We start from the raw sequence: 16,611 nt of genomic DNA, 5'->3' as shown, positions 1-16,611 counted from the left end.
AGCAGACCTGAGTTTCCCTGCCCGCACCGGAGCCTGCCCCTTCCCACGCACCGGAAGGGTGTGGATATGCTGTCAGCGACGAAAGCAGACATCCACCCGCAGAACTACGCGGAAGTCTGGCTACCCGTGAGAGGGTGGGTGGCCGTGCGACAGGAGGCCCCGCCAGGCCGCCTGCCGGTGCAGGAGGGAAATCAGGTCGCCCGGATCGCCATTGGCGATCAGGCCGTCGAGAAAGAGACCGGGACCATGATCATTTGCGGGCTCGCCGCAAGGCTGTGCCAGAGGCACCTCGGCATGGGAGGAAACGCTGGAGGCGCGGTGGGATGGCAAAGCCTTGAGCATGGTCTCGGTCTCCGTCTTGCGACTAATTCTCATTTGCATCTTGTGGGCCGAGGGTCAAGCCCTCAAACATTACAATCGGCAAAGCTGACCCTGCCGGCCTGTGGAAATCGGCAGCGGCGGCGGGCGCTTTTCCGCCGCCTGCTGCAATGCAGAAGGCCCATGCAGGAATGAACGTCACATACCCTTAAGGAAGCAGTTCACAAGCCAGCCCGGATTGCCCTAAACCGGCAGCATGGCCGATGACATCCTCCCCTTCAGTTCCGCATTCCCCGCAGCCACCGAAGCCGAATGGCTGAGCGCCGTTGAAAAGGCGCTCAAGGGCAAGAGCGCCGACTCGCTCACCCGCAAGACCGCCGACGGCATCGGCATCAAGGCGCTTTACCGCGAAAGCGACTTTGCCGCCGCGACCGACCCGCTGGGGGTTCCCGGCGAGGCACCCTATCTGCGCGGGCCGACCGCAGCGCCCGACAAATGGCGCCCCTGGGACATCCGCCAGCTGTTTACCCACCCCTCGGCAGCAGAAACCAATGCCGAGATCCTGCGCGACCTTGAGCGCGGCGTTTCCTCGGTGGAGATCGCGCTCGACTGCACGGGCCAGCACGGCGTTCAGATCACCACGCTGGAAGACTTTGAAACCGCCCTCGCCGGGGTGCGCGCCGATTATGCCGGCGTCGCGCTCTGCCATCTCAACGCCTCGGGCGTCACCGCCTCTGCCCTGCTCGCCCTCTGGGCGGAGAAGCAGGAAAACGTGGCTGACCTCGCCCTCGACTTCAACATGGACCCGCTCGGCGCCCTTGCCCGTTCCGGCAAGCTCTCGGGCGGCCTCGACGCGGCGTTCGGCCGGCTCGCCGCAATCATCGCGCCGCTGGGCGAGAAATTCCCGAAAGCAGGCCTTGTCCGCATTGACGCAACCAGCGTGCATGAAGCCGGCGGCTCCGAAGCGCAGGAACTCGGCGCGCTGATCGCCTCGGCCATCGACACGCTGCGCCGCCTCGACGGGAAAGCAGACATTGCCGCGCTCTCCCGGCGGATGAGCTTTGCGATTTCGCTGGACGCAAATTACGGCATCGGCATCGCCAAGCTGCGCGCGGCCCGCCGTCTCTGGGCCCGCTGCCTGGAGGCGCTGGGTCTGCCCGCCGCCCCGATGCGCCTTCAGGGCGTCAGCTCGGCGCGGATGCTGACCAAATATGATCCGTGGACGAATATGCTGCGCGTCACCGCTGCCGTCTTCGCGGGCGCCGCCGGCGGGGCAGACATCGTCACCTCGCGCGCCTTCAATGAGGCGCTTGGCCGCCCGGAAGAACTTGGCCGCCGCATTGCGCGCAACACGCAGATCATCGCCATGGAAGAAAGCCAGCTTGGCCGCGTGGCAGACCCGACCGGCGGGGCCTGGTTCACCGAGACACTGGCCGGCGACCTTGCCGAGGCAGCCTGGGCCGAATTCCAGAAAGTTGAAGGCGAAGGCGGCTATGGAGCCTCGCTCCTCTCCGGCGCCTTCCAGGCCCGCGTGAAGACGGTGCGCGAGGCGCGCGCCAAGGATATCGCCCGCCGCAAGATCCCGCTGACGGGCGTTTCGGAATATCCGCTGCTCGATGAGATTGCCGCGCCGGTCGCCGAAATCGACATGCCCCGCGCCCGCGATGGCGTGTCCGATGCGGGCCTCAAGGCGCTGGTCAAAGGGCAGCTCGCCTCGGGCGCAGATGCCACCGCCGAAGCGCTTGCCCCCATCCGCCTCGCCGCCGCTTTTGAAACGCTGCGCGACGCGGCTGCCCGCGCGCCCAGGCGGCCGGAAGTGTTCATTGCCACGCTTGGCGCGCTCGCCGAATTTACCCCGCGTGCGGACTTTGCCCGCAACATGCTGGCTGCAGGCGGCATCGCACCGAAAGAAGCGGTTGTGCCACCGCGCGACGCTGCAGAACTCGCCGCTGCGTTCAAGGCGTCGGGCTGCCGCCTCGCCGTCATCTGCGGCACAGACAAGGCCTATGAAGCAGGCGCGGCCGAAGCTGCGGACGCCCTGAAGAAGGCTGGCGCACAAAGCGTCTGGCTCGCCGGAAAAGCCGAAGCGCCCGGCATCGACCTCAACATCTTCGCAGGCTGTGACGTGCTCCACGCGCTCCAGCTTGCCCATGCCGAGCTGGGAGTTTCCAAATGACCAAGTTCCCCGATTTCACCAAACTCGACCTTGGCACGCCGCACGCGAAAGCAAGCAAGCCGAAACTCGGCGAAGCCTGGGAAACGCCCGAAGGCATTGCGGTCCAGTCCGCCTACACCGCCGCAGACCGCGCGGGGCTGGACTTCCTGGATGATTATCCGGGTCTCACGCCCTTTGGCCGTGGCCCCTACCCGACCATGTATACCAACCAGCCCTGGACGATCCGTCAGTATGCGGGCTTTTCCACGGCCGAAGACTCCAACGCTTTCTATCGCCGCAACCTGGCCGCCGGACAGAAGGGCCTCTCGGTTGCCTTCGACCTGGCCACCCACCGGGGCTATGATTCCGATCACCCGCGCGTGACCGGCGATGTGGGCATGGCGGGCGTTGCCATCGACTCCATCCTCGACATGCGCACGCTGTTCTCCGGCATTCCGCTCGATCAGATGTCGGTCTCGATGACGATGAACGGCGCCGTTCTGCCAATCCTTGCGCTCTATATCGTGGCTGCCGAAGAACAGGGCGTGCCGCCGGAGAAACTGGCCGGGACCATTCAGAACGACATTCTGAAAGAGTTCATGGTGCGGAACACCTATATCTATCCACCCAAGCCCTCAATGCGGATCATCTCCGACATTTTCGCCTTCACCTCGGAAAAGATGCCGAAGTTCAACTCCATCTCGATTTCCGGCTATCACATGCAGGAAGCGGGCGCGACGGCTGACCTGGAACTTGCCTACACGCTCGCCGACGGCATCGAATATATCCGCGCCGGTGTTGCCGCCGGGCTGGATGTGGACGCTTTCGCGCCGCGCCTTTCCTTCTTCTGGGCGATCGGCATGAACACTTTCATGGAAGTCGCCAAGATGCGGGCCGCGCGCCTCATCTGGGCAAAGCTCGTGAAAGAAAATTTCAATCCGAAGTCTGACAAATCCCTCAGCCTGCGGACACACTCTCAAACCTCCGGCTGGAGCCTTACCGCTCAGGACGTTTACAACAACGTCATCCGCACCTGCCTGGAGGCCATCGCGGCTTCCGGCGGACAGACCCAGAGCCTGCACACCAACAGTTTCGACGAAGCCCTCGCCCTGCCGACGGACTTCTCCGCCCGCATCGCGCGCAACACGCAGATCCTGCTCCAGCAGGAGGCCGGCGCCTGCCAGTCGATCGACCTGTTCGGCGGCAGCTATTATGTCGAACGCCTGACGCATGATCTCGCCGCCAAGGCCCTCAAGCATATCGAGGAAGTCGAAGCGATGGGCGGCATGGCGAAAGCCATCGAGGAAGGCCTGCCGAAACTCCGCATCGAAGAAGCCGCCGCCAATACCCAGGCGCGTATCGACAGCGGCACGCAGACCGTGGTGGGCGTCAACAAGTTCCTGCTGGACGAGGACGAAGACGTGCCCGTCCTGAAGGTTGACAACGCCGCCGTGCGCCGGATGCAGCTTGAAAAGCTCGCGCGCCTCAAATCTGAGCGCAACGAAGCCGAAGTCACCGCCAAGCTCGACGCCATTGCCGAAGCCGCCGCCGGCACGAAGGGCAACCTGCTCGCCCTTGCCGTGGATGCCGCCCGCGCCAAGGCGACCGTGGGCGAGATTTCCGAAGCGGTCGAGCGCAGCCAGGGCCGCCACCAGGCCGTCATCCGCTCCATCAAGGGCGTCTATGGCAGCGGTGTGAAGGGCACCGACAAGGCGAATGAAGCCGAAAGCCTCGCTCAAGCGTTCATGAAGAAGACCGGCCGCAAGCCGAAGATCTACATCGCCAAGATGGGCCAGGACGGACATGACCGTGGACAGAAGGTTGTCGCCTCTGCGCTGATGGACCTTGGCTGGGACGTCGAGATCGGCCCCCTCTTCCAGACACCGGAAGAAGCCGCGCGCGACGCCCGCAAGGCCGGGGTGGACATCGTGGCGGCCTCGTCTCTTGCCGCAGGCCACCTGACGCTGGTGCCGGAGCTCAAACGCGCGCTCGGCAATGAAGGCGCGGCCAACGCCCAGATCATCGTGGGCGGCGTGATCCCGCCGCAGGATTTCGATGCCTTGCGGGCAGCGGGCGCCTCTGCGATCTTCCCTCCGGGCACCGTCATTGCCGACAGTGCCATCCGGATGCTGGAGCTTCTGCTGGGTACGGACGATCCGGCGCGGACGGCGGCGGAGTAGCCATCTACGGAGAGACAGTCATGATCCTCACCACCACACACACTGTTCAGGGCCGGGATATCCGGGAGTATAAGGGCATCGTGTGCGGGGAGGTCGTGATCGGCGCGCATCTCGGCAAGGATATTCTGGCGGGCTTTACCAATCTCGTCGGCGGGCGGTCGAACGCCTATGAGAGCACCCTGCGCGAAACGCGCGACGGCGCGCTGGCCGAGATGATCGAAGAGGCAACCCGCCTCGGCGCGCACGCCATCGTGGGCGTGAAGTTCGATTACAGCGTCATCGGCCAGGGCGGCTCGATGATGATGGTGGCGGTATCCGGCACGGCCGTGACGCTGACATGAGCGCGCTGACCGCCATCGCGCCCAGCCTGGACGAGATGTATCTGACGGCGGAGAAATGCTTCGCCGACCTGCCAGACTTCATGCGCAAGGCCGCCGGCGATGTCCGCATCATCGTGATGGATTATGCCGAGGACGAAACGCTTGACGAGATGGGCATCGAAGACGCGCTGGAACTGACCGGCCTCTATGCCGGCGTCCCGCTCACCATCGAAAGCGTCACCAACCCCTCCGAATACAGACCGCTTGTCTATCTCTACCGCCTGCCAATCCTGTTCGAATGGGCGGCGCGCGGGGATGTGACGGTCGAGGAGCTGGTAACTCATGTGTTCATCCATGAGCTTGGCCACCATTTCGGCTGGTCCGACGAAGAAATGGACGCCAAGCTCGAGGAAGATGATTAGGCCGGATCAGACAAGAAGATCCTCCTGCCGCCGCTCTTCGGGCCCCTCATCCTTCGAGGCAAGCGCGATGCCGAAGGTGAGAATTCCAACGCGCCCCGCAAACATCAGCAGGATGATCATCAGCTTCCCCATCTCGCTCAGCGTGCCGGTAACGCCCATGGACAGGCCGACCGTTCCGATGGCGGAAAAGGCTTCAAACAGCAAAGCCTGAAAATCCTTGCCCGGCTCTGTGAGGCAGAGAATGAAGACTGCGGGCGTCATCAGCATCACGAAGTAGGCCGATGAGGCCATCGCCAGCTGCAGCCGCACAGGCGAGATGGCGCGGTTGAAGAAGGTGATCTCCCGGCGCCGGCGCACGGTGGACCGGACGAGCCCGATCATCGCTGCAAAGGTTGTCGTCTTGAGGCCGCCACCGGTGCCGGAAGGCGAAGCCCCAATAGCCATCAGGAAGAAAAGCAACACGACAATGGCGGGTGTCAGCGTACTGATCGGATGAGTGTTGAAGCCCACCGTTGTGGTTGCCGTCATCGTCTGGAAGAAAGATGCCAGAAGGCGTTCCCCGGCGGGAAGCTCAACGATCCCCGGTTCGGTTACAAAGAGGATGGCCGTGCCCACCAGCAGAAAGGCGCCGGTCAGCTTCAGGATGACCTTGCTGGTAAAGCTCAGCACAAAGCTGCGGCGTGTCAGGCCCCGCCACGCATCCCAGGCAATGAGAAAGCCCATGGCGCCAAGGATCGCCAACGCCGAAATGGTGGCGTTCACCCACACATCTCCGCGAAAACTCTCCAGGCTGTTGGCATTCAGGCTGAAGCCCGCCGTGCAGAAAGCCGACACGGAATGGAAAATCGAACTCCATACGGGGTTCTCCACGCCGCTGCCCGAGAACTGGATATACAGCAAGGCTGCGCCGGCGATTTCCACAATCAGCGTATACAGGACAACCGTACGTATGAAGCTCCCGACACTGACATCTTCGGGCAGGGTGAAGGCCGTGCGGGCGAGCCGTTCGCGGAGCGGCGAAAGATGCTGGGCCGTGGCCATCATGACGAAGGAGCCGAGCGTCATATACCCGATCCCGCCCGCCTGAATCAGCAGAAGGATCACCAATTCTCCGAAGAATGAATAAGAGGTTCCGGGGTCAACCGTGACAAGGCCCGTGGTGGATACGGCAGAGACGGCGGTGAAGAGGTTATCCAGCGGCGCTACGCTGGCGGCCTGCGAGACAGGCAGGCACAGGAGCGCCCAGCCGAGCGTCATGTAGAACGCATAGCCGGCAAAAATGAGCTTTGCCGGATGAAACCGGCGCATGAAGCGATGGGCATGCAGAGAGGCAACCGCAAGAAGCTTGCGGATGGCCCCGATCACTCGCGGAACGCGCATGATGAAACCTTCAAATGATGAGGGGGGTGGGTTGGGAAACTACGGCGCGGGCGCGCCAGATCAGTCAGTCCGTTCCTTTTTCAGCACCGCTGCAGCCTGCGCCGCCCTTCGGCTGATGGTGCAGGGCAATAGCACCGTTTTTCATGGCTTTCCAGCCCCCTTCCCGTTTGCGCGCCCCACACAATCCCGTACAAAGGACAGCGCATACCAATCATGATAAACAAACTGGGGAGATCAGCAGCATGGCGCGCCATTCGGAACAGGACGGACTGGGGCTCGCCGGGCTTGTTCGCACACGGCAGGCCTCCCCCGCAGAATTGCTGGAAGATGCTATCAACCGCGCAGAGGCCGCCCAAAGCCAGATCAACTGTTTCGCCGCGCTCTACCCTGATCTGGCACGCGAGCAGATCAAGGCCGGAGGCCTGGACGGCCCCTATGCCGGCGTGCCCTTTGTCGTGAAGGATCTGGGCGTCGAGGTGAAAGGCGCGCCGGTGACATCGGGCAGCCGCGCCTTCAAAGGCAATGTCGCCAGCCGGGATTCGACGCTGGTGGAGCGCTTCCGCAAGGCTGGGCTCGTATTCTTTGGGTCCACCACCACGCCTGAATTCGGCCTGACACTGACAACAGAATCGACCCTCTACGGACAAACCCGGAATCCATGGGACACGACGCGGACCACAGGCGGCTCCTCCGGCGGTGCAGCAGCCGCAGTGGCAGCAGGCGTGCTGCCGGTGGCCCATGCCAGCGATGGCGGCGGATCCATCCGTATACCCGCAGCCTGCTGCGGCCTCTTTGGCCTCAAAGCCTCTCGCGGACGTATGCCGATGGGGCCCGCCAAGACAGAAGGCTGGAATGGCCTCTCCACGGTCGGCGTGGTCAGCCGCACGGTGCGCGATACGGCCGCGCTGCTGGACGCGACCCACGGCCCCGAAACCGGCAGCCGCTATGGCGCGCCCGCCCCGGCGCTGTCCTACCTCTCCGAACTTGAGCGCGATCCCCGCCCCTTGCGCATCGCCTTCTGGCCGGTGGCGCCGAATGGCACGAAGCCGGATGCCGACGCGGCCGAAGGCCTCGCCAACACGGTGAAGCTGCTGGAAAGCCTCGGCCATACCGTGGTGGAGGCCGCGCCCCTGATCGATGGCGAAGCGCTGGCCAAGGCCGGGCTGTTTACCATCTCGGCGAATATTGCCGCGCTGGTAGAGGAGCGAAGCCTCGCGCGCGGGTCTCCGGTTACCGATGATGAACTCGAACCCATCACCGCCTCGATGGTGCGCCTCGGGCGGACAGTGCCGATGGTGGAACTCGCCAAGGCGAACAACGCCTTCATCACGGCGGCCATCATCTATGAGCACTTCCTCGATGCCGGCCAGTTCGACATGACGCTCTCCCCCACCCTCCACCGCGCGCCGGACCTGCTGGGCACCATGGCGCTGACCGCAGACCCTGCCGCCATGGGCGCGGCGGTGGCCGGCTTTGCGCCCCACTGCGCCCTCTTCAACCAGACCGGCTGCCCGGCCATGACGGTGCCGCTGCACTGGACGAAGCCGACAGCAACAGCGCCGGGCGGCCTGCCACTTGGCATGATGTTCGGCGCGCGCTATGGCCGCGAAGACCTGCTGCTGTCGCTGGCAGGACAGTTGGAGCGCGCCGCACCATGGGCACACAGGAAACCGCCGGTCTGGACCGGCTGACGGAAGATAACTTCAAATGGCATCAGGGCGGCTGTCATTGCCGCGCCGTGCGGTTTGAGGTGGCCCTGCCGGACGCGTTCGAGGTGGAAGACTGCAACTGCACCATGTGTGCGATGAGCGGGAATATCCATGTCATCGTGCCCGGAAGCCGGTTCCGGCTTCTTCAGGGCAAGGACAATCTCAGCCAGTACACCTTCAATACAGGCACGGCAAAACACCTCTTCTGCAAGACCTGCGGCATCAAGAGCTTCTATATCCCGCGGTCCAACCCCGATGGCTTCGCCGTCACCTGGCGGGCGCTGGACGATTGGATGGATCTGAAAGTGACGGTGGTTCCGTTTGACGGGCAGAACTGGGAAGCCAATGCCGCGCGCCTGGCCCACAAGTCCAAGGGCTAACGCGGCGGCGGCGGCGGCGGGCCGTCTTCCGGCGGGGGCGCCGGGTCATCCCTGTCCTTATTATTCCTGTGCTTTCCGCGGGCGTTTTCTTTCGGCCCGGACAAGATCCACGCCACCCAGGCGCGCTGTTCGGCGGAGAGTTCAGTAATCCCCCCCAGAACTTCGATGCCAATCCGGTCACGGAGCATCACGTCGGCATCGCGCAGTTCCCGCAGGGCCGCTTCCGCAGCAGCAGGATCGAAAGGATCGGCAGCAAGAACTTCCGCAAAGTGTTTTTCAGCCTCACGGCGCGCAGCCAGCTCTGCCTGCGAGGCTTCAAACCCGCGCCGCATCAGCGCGCGCACTTCCCGGCGGTCATCACGGGAAAGTTGAGGAATACCTTCAGGGCGCTCGAATACGGGGCGGCCCGCGCCATCCGGCTTGGGCGGTTCGGGGCGCAGATGCTGGCCAGCGACATAGCCGCCCAGCGCCAGGTTCACGAGCAGGGAGACGCCCAGCGCCGCCGGGGTCAGCCAGTTTGGCAGTCCGCTCATTCCACGTCCTCCACAGCATAGGTCGCCGTGTCGAAGCCAAGGGCCGACACGACAAGCTCCTGAACCTCAACGGTCATTTCATCGTCCGCGCTTGCCACCGGCGCGACCGTCAGTCCCATGAACAGGCCGAGTGCCACGGCGGCAAAGCCGCTGGCCGGGGCCCAGGGGGTCTTGAGGCCAAACCACCGCTGCGCTTCTTTGCGCGCCGCTTTCGGGCGCGGAGCTGCCGCAACAATCGCTTCGGTGAGGGCGCGCGGCATCGCCGGCTCTGGCAGGGCTTCCAGCATCAGGTCCAGCGCGCGCGCCTCGGCCAGCGCGCCGGCAAAGCGTTCAGGATTTGCCCGCAGCAGGATTTCGCCAGCGGCGCGCTCGGCCGCCGGCCAGGACGCAGGGTCTGCGCCCCAGATTTCGATCAGCTCGATCAGGCGGTCATCGGTCATGCTGTGGGTCATCAGGCATTCCTTCCTTCGAGCAATTCTGCACGCAGCGTTCGCCGCGCGCGCGCCAGCAGGCTTTCCAGGGCCTCCACGCTGACATCCATGATTTCCGCCGCTTCGGTCTGCGAGTGTCCCTGCAGCGCGCACAAGGTCAAGGCAGCAGATTGGCGTTCGGGCAGACGGGAAATCGCGGCCTCCACGGCCTTGACCCGCTGGCTCTGGTCGAGCCGGTCCTGCGGCCCAAGCGCCGTATCGGCGCGGTCGGGCAGTTCGTCCGGCAACAGCTCCCGCCGCTTGCGCAGCCGGTCATAGCAGAGGTTCAGCGCCACCCGGTGCAGCCAGGTGGAGAATTTCGCCCGCGGCTCCCAGCTGGGAAGCGCTTTCCAGGCGCGGATGAAGGTTTCCTGGGTCACGTCTTCGGCCTCTGCGGAATCGCCCAGCATGCGCGTGGCGAGCGCCAACACGCCGGGGCTGTAGCGGTTGACGAGCGCACGAATGGCCGCGGCGTCTCCGGCCGCGGCGCGTGTGATCTGGTCGAGGTCCGATGTAAACGCCACGGCAGGATGTTTAGCCGAGTCCGGGCCGGAGTCCCGAGTGACAATCGCAGGGGGGGTGATTTGATTGTCTCAAGGATGCTCCGGCCCGTTCCCATCTCAGACCTTATTCGCCAGCGGGGGCTTTCTTCTTGTCGCGCCATTCGCCGCGACGCTCCTTCTTGTTGGCTTTGGCCGCATCCAGCTCAGCCTTCGTGATGGTGCCGTTGCCATCGGCATCCAGCTTGTCGAAGAACTTGATGTGCTCGGCGGTGAATTCAGCCACGCTCAGGCGGCCATCGCCATCGGTATCCATGGCTGCCCAGTGTTCAGCGGCCTTTTCAGCGCGCTTGGCTTGCCATTCAGCCGCCTTGGCGGGGTCTTTGTCGCCCTTCATCCTGCCTTCGCGGGGCGGTTTGCCTTCGGCGGGGCGGTCAGCTTTCCTGGTTTCCCAGTTCGCCTTCATTTCAGCGCGCTTGGCCTCATGATGAGCTTTCATCTCATCCTGGGTGACAAAGCCGTCTGAATTGTCATCAATCTCGGCGAAGCGGGCCGCGAGGCCGGCTTCTGCCTCGGCGCGGGTAATGTTTCCGTCAGCGTTGGCATCCATCTGCATCAGATGGCCAGCATGGCCGCGATGTCCTTTGCCGGGGCCGGCCTGAGCGGCGAGCGGCATGGCGAGCGCAATTGCGGCAATGCTTGCAAACGCGAGTGTCGAACGTTTCATCTCTGGTCTCCAGTTTCATCTCCCAGCGACAATGAAACGGGGGGCTGTCAGGATTCCGTCGTTTTCAGCTGCAGTTTTTCACGCGCCATTGAATGTACGCGATTTTTTACCTGTCTGAGACGGTCTTCGAGCACGTCAAATCCCTCTTCCTCGGCGGCGGCGCGGCAGAACCGGTTTTTCAAGCCCTCAGGGATGGCCGCGTCTTCCGCCTCCTCATCGCCCAGCGCCAGACGCTGGATCTGCTGCATTGAAGAAAGAAGATGCAGCGCCGCGCGCAGGAAATACCAGTCCTCCGCCTCGGCCGGATGCTCACTCTCATCGGCTTCTGCCAGCCCCGACAGGGCGAGCGCCGTTGCGGGCCGGATAAGATCGGGACGGGCACGGAGCAACATTTCCTTCTGCGCCATGAATTCGATGTCGATCAGCCCGCCCTCGGCGGTCTTCAGATCCCAGAGCCCCTTGCCCGGCTTCTCGCGGTAAAGTGTGGCGCGCATGTCGGCCACATCACCGGGGATCGCCTTGCGGCGGTCGCTCCGCGCGCGCGCGGAGATCGCATCGGCCGCAATGCCCAGCACTTCGGTGCCCAGGCTGGCATCGCCGGACACAAACCGCATCCGCGTCAGCGCCATATGTTCCCAGGTCCACGCCTCTTCCGTCTGATAATGCCGGAAGGCTGGCAGGCTCACGGCAACAGGCCCTGCCCGCCCGGAGGGGCGCAGCCGCATGTCCACTTCATAGAGCGCGCCCTCTGCGGTGGGCGCCGTCAGCGCCGTGATCAGGCGCTGGGTGAGCCGCGTGAACCAGGTCTGCGCATCGTCCGCCTGCGAATCATAAATCAGGATGATGTCGAGATCAGAGCCGGCCGTCAGCTCCCCCCCGCCCAGCTTGCCCATCGCGAACACCGCCCAGCGCCCTGGAACCGCGCCATTGCGGCGGGTGGTTTCGGCGGCGGCTGCGCCCGCCATCTGGCGGATGGTCTCATCGGCAAGGCTGGTCCAGGCTTCGGCCGCCTGATCGGTGGGCAGCAGGCCATGCAGCAGGCGGTGGCCGATCAGGAAACTCTGCTCCCGGTGATACCGCCGCCACGCGTCCATCGCCGCATCGAAACTCACTTCATCCGAAAGCTCCGGCGCGCGCGGAATGGCGTTGGAGACCAGCGCCTCCAGAAGGTCTGGCCGCCGGGCCAGGATCTGTGCAAGACGCGGCGCCAGCGCCAGCGTCGAGACGAGATCGTCCAGCAAATCCGGCCGCGCCAGCAGCATCGACAGCGTCTGCACGCCCGAAGAAAGCCCCTCGAAGAAGCGTGAAAACCAGCGGAACGCCTCATCGGGCTCACCCGTCGCGCCCATGGCCTTCAGCAAGCCCGGCAGGATGGAGGTGAGGATTTCCCGGCCACGCCCGGTACGGGTGGCCGGCACGCGCCCGCGGTGCCAGTTGCGGATCGTATCAATGGCCGAAGACGGATCGGAGAAGCCCAGATCGCTCAGCGTTTTCACCGTACCCGGATCATCATCCACGCCGGTGAAGACAAGATTGCCCAGCCCATGGCTTTCGGCGGCCCGGTCTTCCTGCGCGAACAGCGCGTCATAGGCAGACTGCACGATACGGCGGGTTTCCAGAAGATCGCGGTCAAAGTCGGCAAGGTTGCCATAGCCGCAGAGCCAGGCAACCGCCTCGCGCTCTGCCGGATCTGCCGGCACGGTATGGGTCTGCTCATCCTGCCGCATCTGGATACGGTGCTCGACATTGCGCAGCGCCCGGTAAGCGGTCGTCAGCTCCGCCGCTGTCTTGTCGGAAACCACCCCCGCCGCGCGCAGGGCCTCCATCGCGCCCAGCGTGGAATTGTCCCGCAGCGCCGGTTCCCGCCCGCCGAGGATCAGCTGCTGGGTCTGCACAAAGAATTCGATCTCGCGGATCCCGCCCGGCGACAGTTTCACATCGGGAGAAACCGAAGCAAATCCGTCATCGCCGACCTTGGTGTTGATCATCCGCTTGATGGCCTGGATGTCGCCGATGGCCCAATAGTCCAGATTGCGGCGCCAGACATAGGGCTCCAGCCGCTTCTGGAAACGCTCCGCTGCCGGAATATCCCCCGCCGTGGGCCGGCCCTTGATCCAGACCATCCGTTCCCAGTTCTGGCCCTGGCTTTCATAATAGACGTCCGCCATGTCGGTCGAAACGGCCACCGGTGTCGAGCCAGGGTCAGGCCGCAGCCGCAGATCGGTCCGGAACACATAACCGGCCGCCGTGATCTCCTCCATGATCCGCACCATCTCGCGGATCACCCGCTGGGCCGCGTCCCCCGGATCCCGGTCGCCGCCATCAAACCGGCTGCGCTCATAAAAGGCGCACACGTCTATGTCGCTCGAATAGTTGAGCTCGAACGCGCCCATCTTGCCCAGCGCAATGACGAAGATGCCGTCAGATTTCAGCCCCCGCGCCGCCAGCGCAGACTGCAGCGCCGTTTCAAGGCTTCCCCCGGCAAACTCGGTCAGGTGACGGGTCACCTCCATCACATCCATGGTTCCGGCAAGGTCTGCCGCCGCCAGCGACAGGTGGGCCGAGGCTTTCGCCTGGCGCAGCGCCGTCATCACCTCCGCCACCGGCATATCCCGCGGCAGCGTGGTTGCCCGTGTCAGGGCGGCGCCGAAGTCGAGCCCCGCCCCGCGATCGGCCAGCCGGCGAAGATAGGGCGCATACTCCGCCGCCGCTGCCAGGGCCGCTTCGGGGGTCGACTGAATCGGACGGATAGTGAGCATACCCAAAGACTTAGCCGAGGCGCCCGGCGGCGACAAACCCGTTCGCAACCTTTCGCGAGGTCATGCGTCTTGGACTTATTACATCCCGGACGCAGAACCTTAGCAAAGCCTTGCTATGGCACCCCTTGAAAACATGGAGCGCCTTAGATGGCCGAAACTCGCGAAGAGACGCTTCGACGCTTCTTTCAGCAGTATGCCAAGGCATCTCTGGAGGGAGATACCGAGACCATCGCGGCGTCCTACGCGCCGACCTATATCGAAACCTCGCCGGACACCTTTGCCGCCTGGAAGGTCGACGCCCAGTATCGCAAGGCGCTGGCGGAACGCCACACCATGCTGCGCCAGCAGCTTGGGCTGGAGGCGCTGGATGTGGACCTCGCATCCACCGAAGAAGTCGCGCCGCTGCACTATATGGTGCGGGCCCGCTGGAAGATGGCCTTCGCCAGGGCGAAGTCAGGCCATGTCACCTCCCTATTCGACATCACCTATATGGTGAAAACCGCCGGCAAGCCGCAAATCCTCGCCTACATCTCGCACGAATCCGAAGAGGCCGTGATGCGCCGCGACGGCGTGATCTGAGCCGGCGCGCCAGGGCCCAGCCTGAGACATCGCTGCGCCTTTCCCCCGCACGCCTGCGTCTGCTAGGCTGCTCCCGATATGAAAGCGCTTCTCGCCTCCATCCTGATTGCCTTTGCTGCCAGCGCGCCGCTGGAAGACCCTGCACAGGAAATGCGGGCCCAGGCGCTGATGCGGGAAGTGCGCTGCGTGGCGTGCGAGAATGAGCCTGTCTCCCAGTCCTCCGCCCCCATCGCCGAAGACATGCGCGCCCGCATCCGCGAGATGGTGGCCGAAGGCGCTTCCGACGCGGAGATCCGGGACTGGTTCGTCAGCCGTTATGGTGAATTCGTGCTGTTCCGCCCCCCGGCACGGGATCTGGCCAGCTGGCTTCTATGGGGCTTTCCTTTCTTCCTCCTCGGCGCCGGGGCGGTGATTGGCGTCGTCCTCGCCATGAATGCGAAGCGAAAAACCGGTGAAGTAGAAGCCGAAGGCGTCTGAAAAGCGTTCGCCGGGCCGCCATTTTAACCGGCCAGCAGCCTTCAAGCTGCCGTGATTACACCTAACTGTCTTTTAATGCCCACTCTGGGTGTGGCATGTTTATGTTTTGGTCTTGCGCTGATACTGGCGCAAAAACAGCGATCTGGAGAGATAGATGCGCAAATTCGGGATTTCGGCCCAGGCACTCGTAGCTGCTGCCTTCGGAGCTGCAATCATGGGGAGCGCGATCTCGGTACCGAAACTTATCGCGCCCGAAGCCGGCGCTCAGCCCATTGCGATCCAGGCCCCGCCTGGCGCGCCGCTGAGCTTCGCGGACCTGATTGAGAAAGTAGAACCGGCGGTCGTCAGCGTAAACGTGATTGCCACCCAGGATGTTGGGCGCCTTCAGGATATGGAAGGCTTCCTTGAACAATTCCGCGGCGTGCCCGGCCTGGAAGAATTCTTCCAGCAGCGCCCCGCCCCGCAGGAAACACCCCGCCAGCGCGAATCGCGCTCGCTCGGCTCAGGCTTCTTCATTTCCGAAGACGGCCTCGTCGTCACCAACCACCACGTCATCGACCGCGCCACCCAGATCCAGATCGTCACCTCTGACGGCAAGGAACTGGAAGCCGAACTTGTCGGCACCGACCGCCAGACAGACCTCGCAGTCCTGCGCGTGAAGCAAAAAGGCAAATACCCTTTCGTGAAGTTCGGCAGCTCGAAAGCCGTCCGCAAGGGGGATTGGGTCGTCGCCCTGGGTAACCCCTTCGGCCTCGGCGGCACCGCCACTGCAGGCATCCTCTCGGCCGATGGGCGCGAGCTTGGCGCCAGCAGCCCGTATACGGACTTTATCCAGATCGACGCCCCGATCAACCGGGGCAACTCCGGCGGCCCGACCTTTGACCTGCAAGGCAACGTCATCGGCGTGAACTCGCAGATCCTCTCGCCCACCGGCGGCTCGGTCGGCATCGGCTTTGCGATTCCCGCAGAGCTGGCCAAGGAAGTGACTGACACGCTGATCAAGGATGGCCGCGTCTCGCGCGGCTGGCTTGGCGTGCAGATCGGCGATCTGACGCCTGAATTTGCCGAAGCTCTCGGCATCGCGGACACCAAAGGCGCGCTGATCGCCGATGTGACGGTTGGCAGCCCGGCTGAAAAAGCCGGTCTCCTGCGCAACGACATCATTCTGTCCGTCAACGGCCAGAAGGTCACCGACGCGACCTCCACCACGCGGATCGTGGGCCGTCTCATCGCCAACAGCTCGAATAAGTTCGAGATCATCCGCAATGGCAAACGCCAGACGCTCAACGTCACCGTGGGCGAGCGCCCGGATGATCCGGCCGCAAGCGTCAACAACCCCTCCTCGCCCGGCACCGGCCGCGGCGGGCAGTCGTCCGGCGTGCCCGGCAAGCTCCTGAGCGACTTTGGCGTGCGGATGCTTCCGATGACGGAGGAAATACGCCAGCGGCTTGGCCTCCGCCCGAACGATACCGGATTGACGATCACGGAAGTGACCCCGGACGGAATCTTCGCCAAGGCGGGCTTCGAAAAGGACCTGGTCATTCTGGAAGCCAACGGCCAGCCCGTGCCGACCGTCGAGGCCTTCGAGAACACCGTGAAGGAAGCCAAAGCGGCCAGACGGTCGAAAATCCTCCTGGCCGTCCGCGTCGGGCAGGCCACGATTTACCGCACTGTAGATTTGCCGGCAGGCTGAAGGAGCCCA

16 protein-coding genes are annotated in these 16,611 nt (G+C 64.1%); 9 read left to right on the top strand and 7 right to left on the bottom strand.

Going from position 1 to position 16,611, the window contains the following annotated elements:
• Positions 1 to 120: 120 nt before the first annotated feature.
• Complete coding sequence (locus tag C0456_RS14175) at positions 121 to 342, bottom strand: hypothetical protein (protein WP_291053379.1); 222 nt, start codon at positions 340 to 342, stop codon at positions 121 to 123.
• 232 nt (positions 343 to 574) lie between these two features.
• Here C0456_RS14175 and C0456_RS14170 point away from each other — a divergent pair, with 232 nt between their 5' ends.
• From C0456_RS14170 to C0456_RS14155, 4 genes are read left to right on the top strand one after another with little or no spacing between them, the layout of a single operon-like run.
• Positions 575 to 2,494, top strand: a complete 1,920-nt coding sequence (locus C0456_RS14170; protein ID WP_291053376.1) for a methylmalonyl-CoA mutase family protein — start codon at positions 575 to 577, stop codon at positions 2,492 to 2,494.
• Positions 2,491 to 4,653 (top strand): methylmalonyl-CoA mutase, encoded by a 2,163-nt coding sequence (gene scpA / locus C0456_RS14165; protein ID WP_291053374.1) that lies wholly within the window; start codon positions 2,491 to 2,493, stop codon positions 4,651 to 4,653. The genes C0456_RS14170 and scpA overlap by 4 nt, the downstream gene beginning before the upstream one ends.
• 20 nt (positions 4,654 to 4,673) lie before the next feature.
• Positions 4,674 to 4,994, top strand: coding sequence for a YbjQ family protein (locus C0456_RS14160; protein ID WP_291053371.1), 321 nt, complete (start codon positions 4,674 to 4,676; stop codon positions 4,992 to 4,994).
• Complete coding sequence (locus C0456_RS14155; protein WP_291053369.1) at positions 4,991 to 5,395, top strand: metallopeptidase family protein; 405 nt, start codon at positions 4,991 to 4,993, stop codon at positions 5,393 to 5,395. The genes C0456_RS14160 and C0456_RS14155 overlap by 4 nt, the downstream gene beginning before the upstream one ends.
• A 6-nt stretch (positions 5,396 to 5,401) precedes the next feature.
• Here the strand turns inward: C0456_RS14155 and C0456_RS14150 are convergent, their stop codons facing one another.
• A complete protein-coding gene (locus C0456_RS14150; RefSeq protein ID WP_291053366.1) occupies positions 5,402 to 6,775 on the bottom strand; it encodes a TrkH family potassium uptake protein in 1,374 nt (457 codons plus the stop codon).
• Positions 6,776 to 7,017: 242 nt separating this feature from the next.
• Between C0456_RS14150 and C0456_RS14145 the strand changes: the two genes are divergently transcribed.
• The gene (locus C0456_RS14145; protein WP_291053363.1) at positions 7,018 to 8,466 is read left to right on the top strand and encodes an amidase; all 1,449 of its coding nucleotides are present in this window, start codon (positions 7,018 to 7,020) and stop codon (positions 8,464 to 8,466) included.
• Entirely contained in the window at positions 8,430 to 8,864 is a 435-nt protein-coding gene (locus C0456_RS14140; protein ID WP_291053361.1) for a GFA family protein, read from the top strand. Before C0456_RS14145 ends, C0456_RS14140 begins: the two co-directional genes overlap by 37 nt.
• Here C0456_RS14140 and C0456_RS14135 read toward each other — a convergent pair.
• The 5 genes from C0456_RS14135 to C0456_RS14115 form a co-directional block, all read right to left on the bottom strand.
• The gene (locus C0456_RS14135) at positions 8,861 to 9,397 is read right to left on the bottom strand and encodes a periplasmic heavy metal sensor (RefSeq protein ID WP_291053358.1); all 537 of its coding nucleotides are present in this window, start codon (positions 9,395 to 9,397) and stop codon (positions 8,861 to 8,863) included. The two genes, C0456_RS14140 and C0456_RS14135, sit on opposite strands and share 4 nt — an antisense overlap.
• Positions 9,394 to 9,849, bottom strand: coding sequence for a hypothetical protein (locus C0456_RS14130; protein WP_291053355.1), 456 nt, complete (start codon positions 9,847 to 9,849; stop codon positions 9,394 to 9,396). The genes C0456_RS14135 and C0456_RS14130 overlap by 4 nt, the downstream gene beginning before the upstream one ends.
• Complete coding sequence (locus C0456_RS14125; protein WP_291053353.1) at positions 9,849 to 10,391, bottom strand: RNA polymerase sigma factor; 543 nt, start codon at positions 10,389 to 10,391, stop codon at positions 9,849 to 9,851. The genes C0456_RS14130 and C0456_RS14125 overlap by 1 nt, the downstream gene beginning before the upstream one ends.
• A gap of 103 nt (positions 10,392 to 10,494) precedes the next feature.
• Positions 10,495 to 11,094, bottom strand: coding sequence for an EF-hand domain-containing protein (locus C0456_RS14120; protein WP_291053350.1), 600 nt, complete (start codon positions 11,092 to 11,094; stop codon positions 10,495 to 10,497).
• A 47-nt stretch (positions 11,095 to 11,141) separates the two neighbouring features.
• On the bottom strand, positions 11,142 to 13,853 hold the full coding sequence (locus tag C0456_RS14115; RefSeq protein ID WP_291053347.1) for a bifunctional [glutamine synthetase] adenylyltransferase/[glutamine synthetase]-adenylyl-L-tyrosine phosphorylase: 2,712 nt from the start codon (positions 13,851 to 13,853) through the stop codon (positions 11,142 to 11,144).
• 147 nt (positions 13,854 to 14,000) lie between these two features.
• On the opposite strand from C0456_RS14115, the gene C0456_RS14110 reads away from it, so the two are divergent.
• The 3 genes from C0456_RS14110 (at position 14,001) to C0456_RS14100 (ending at position 16,602) form a co-directional block, all read left to right on the top strand.
• Positions 14,001 to 14,432, top strand: coding sequence for a hypothetical protein (locus tag C0456_RS14110; RefSeq protein WP_291053344.1), 432 nt, complete (start codon positions 14,001 to 14,003; stop codon positions 14,430 to 14,432).
• 78 nt (positions 14,433 to 14,510) lie between these two features.
• Positions 14,511 to 14,909, top strand: a complete 399-nt coding sequence (locus C0456_RS14105; RefSeq protein ID WP_291053342.1) for a cytochrome c-type biogenesis protein CcmH — start codon at positions 14,511 to 14,513, stop codon at positions 14,907 to 14,909.
• A 154-nt stretch (positions 14,910 to 15,063) separates the two neighbouring features.
• A complete protein-coding gene (locus tag C0456_RS14100; RefSeq protein ID WP_291053339.1) occupies positions 15,064 to 16,602 on the top strand; it encodes a Do family serine endopeptidase in 1,539 nt (512 codons plus the stop codon).
• Positions 16,603 to 16,611 lie beyond the last annotated feature (9 nt).

The organism is Hyphomonas sp. (assembly GCF_013823385.1).
Lineage (GTDB): Bacteria > Pseudomonadota > Alphaproteobacteria > Caulobacterales > Hyphomonadaceae > Hyphomonas.
Note: the sequence above shows the minus strand (reverse complement) of the source record. Positions and strands in the feature narration are given on the sequence as shown.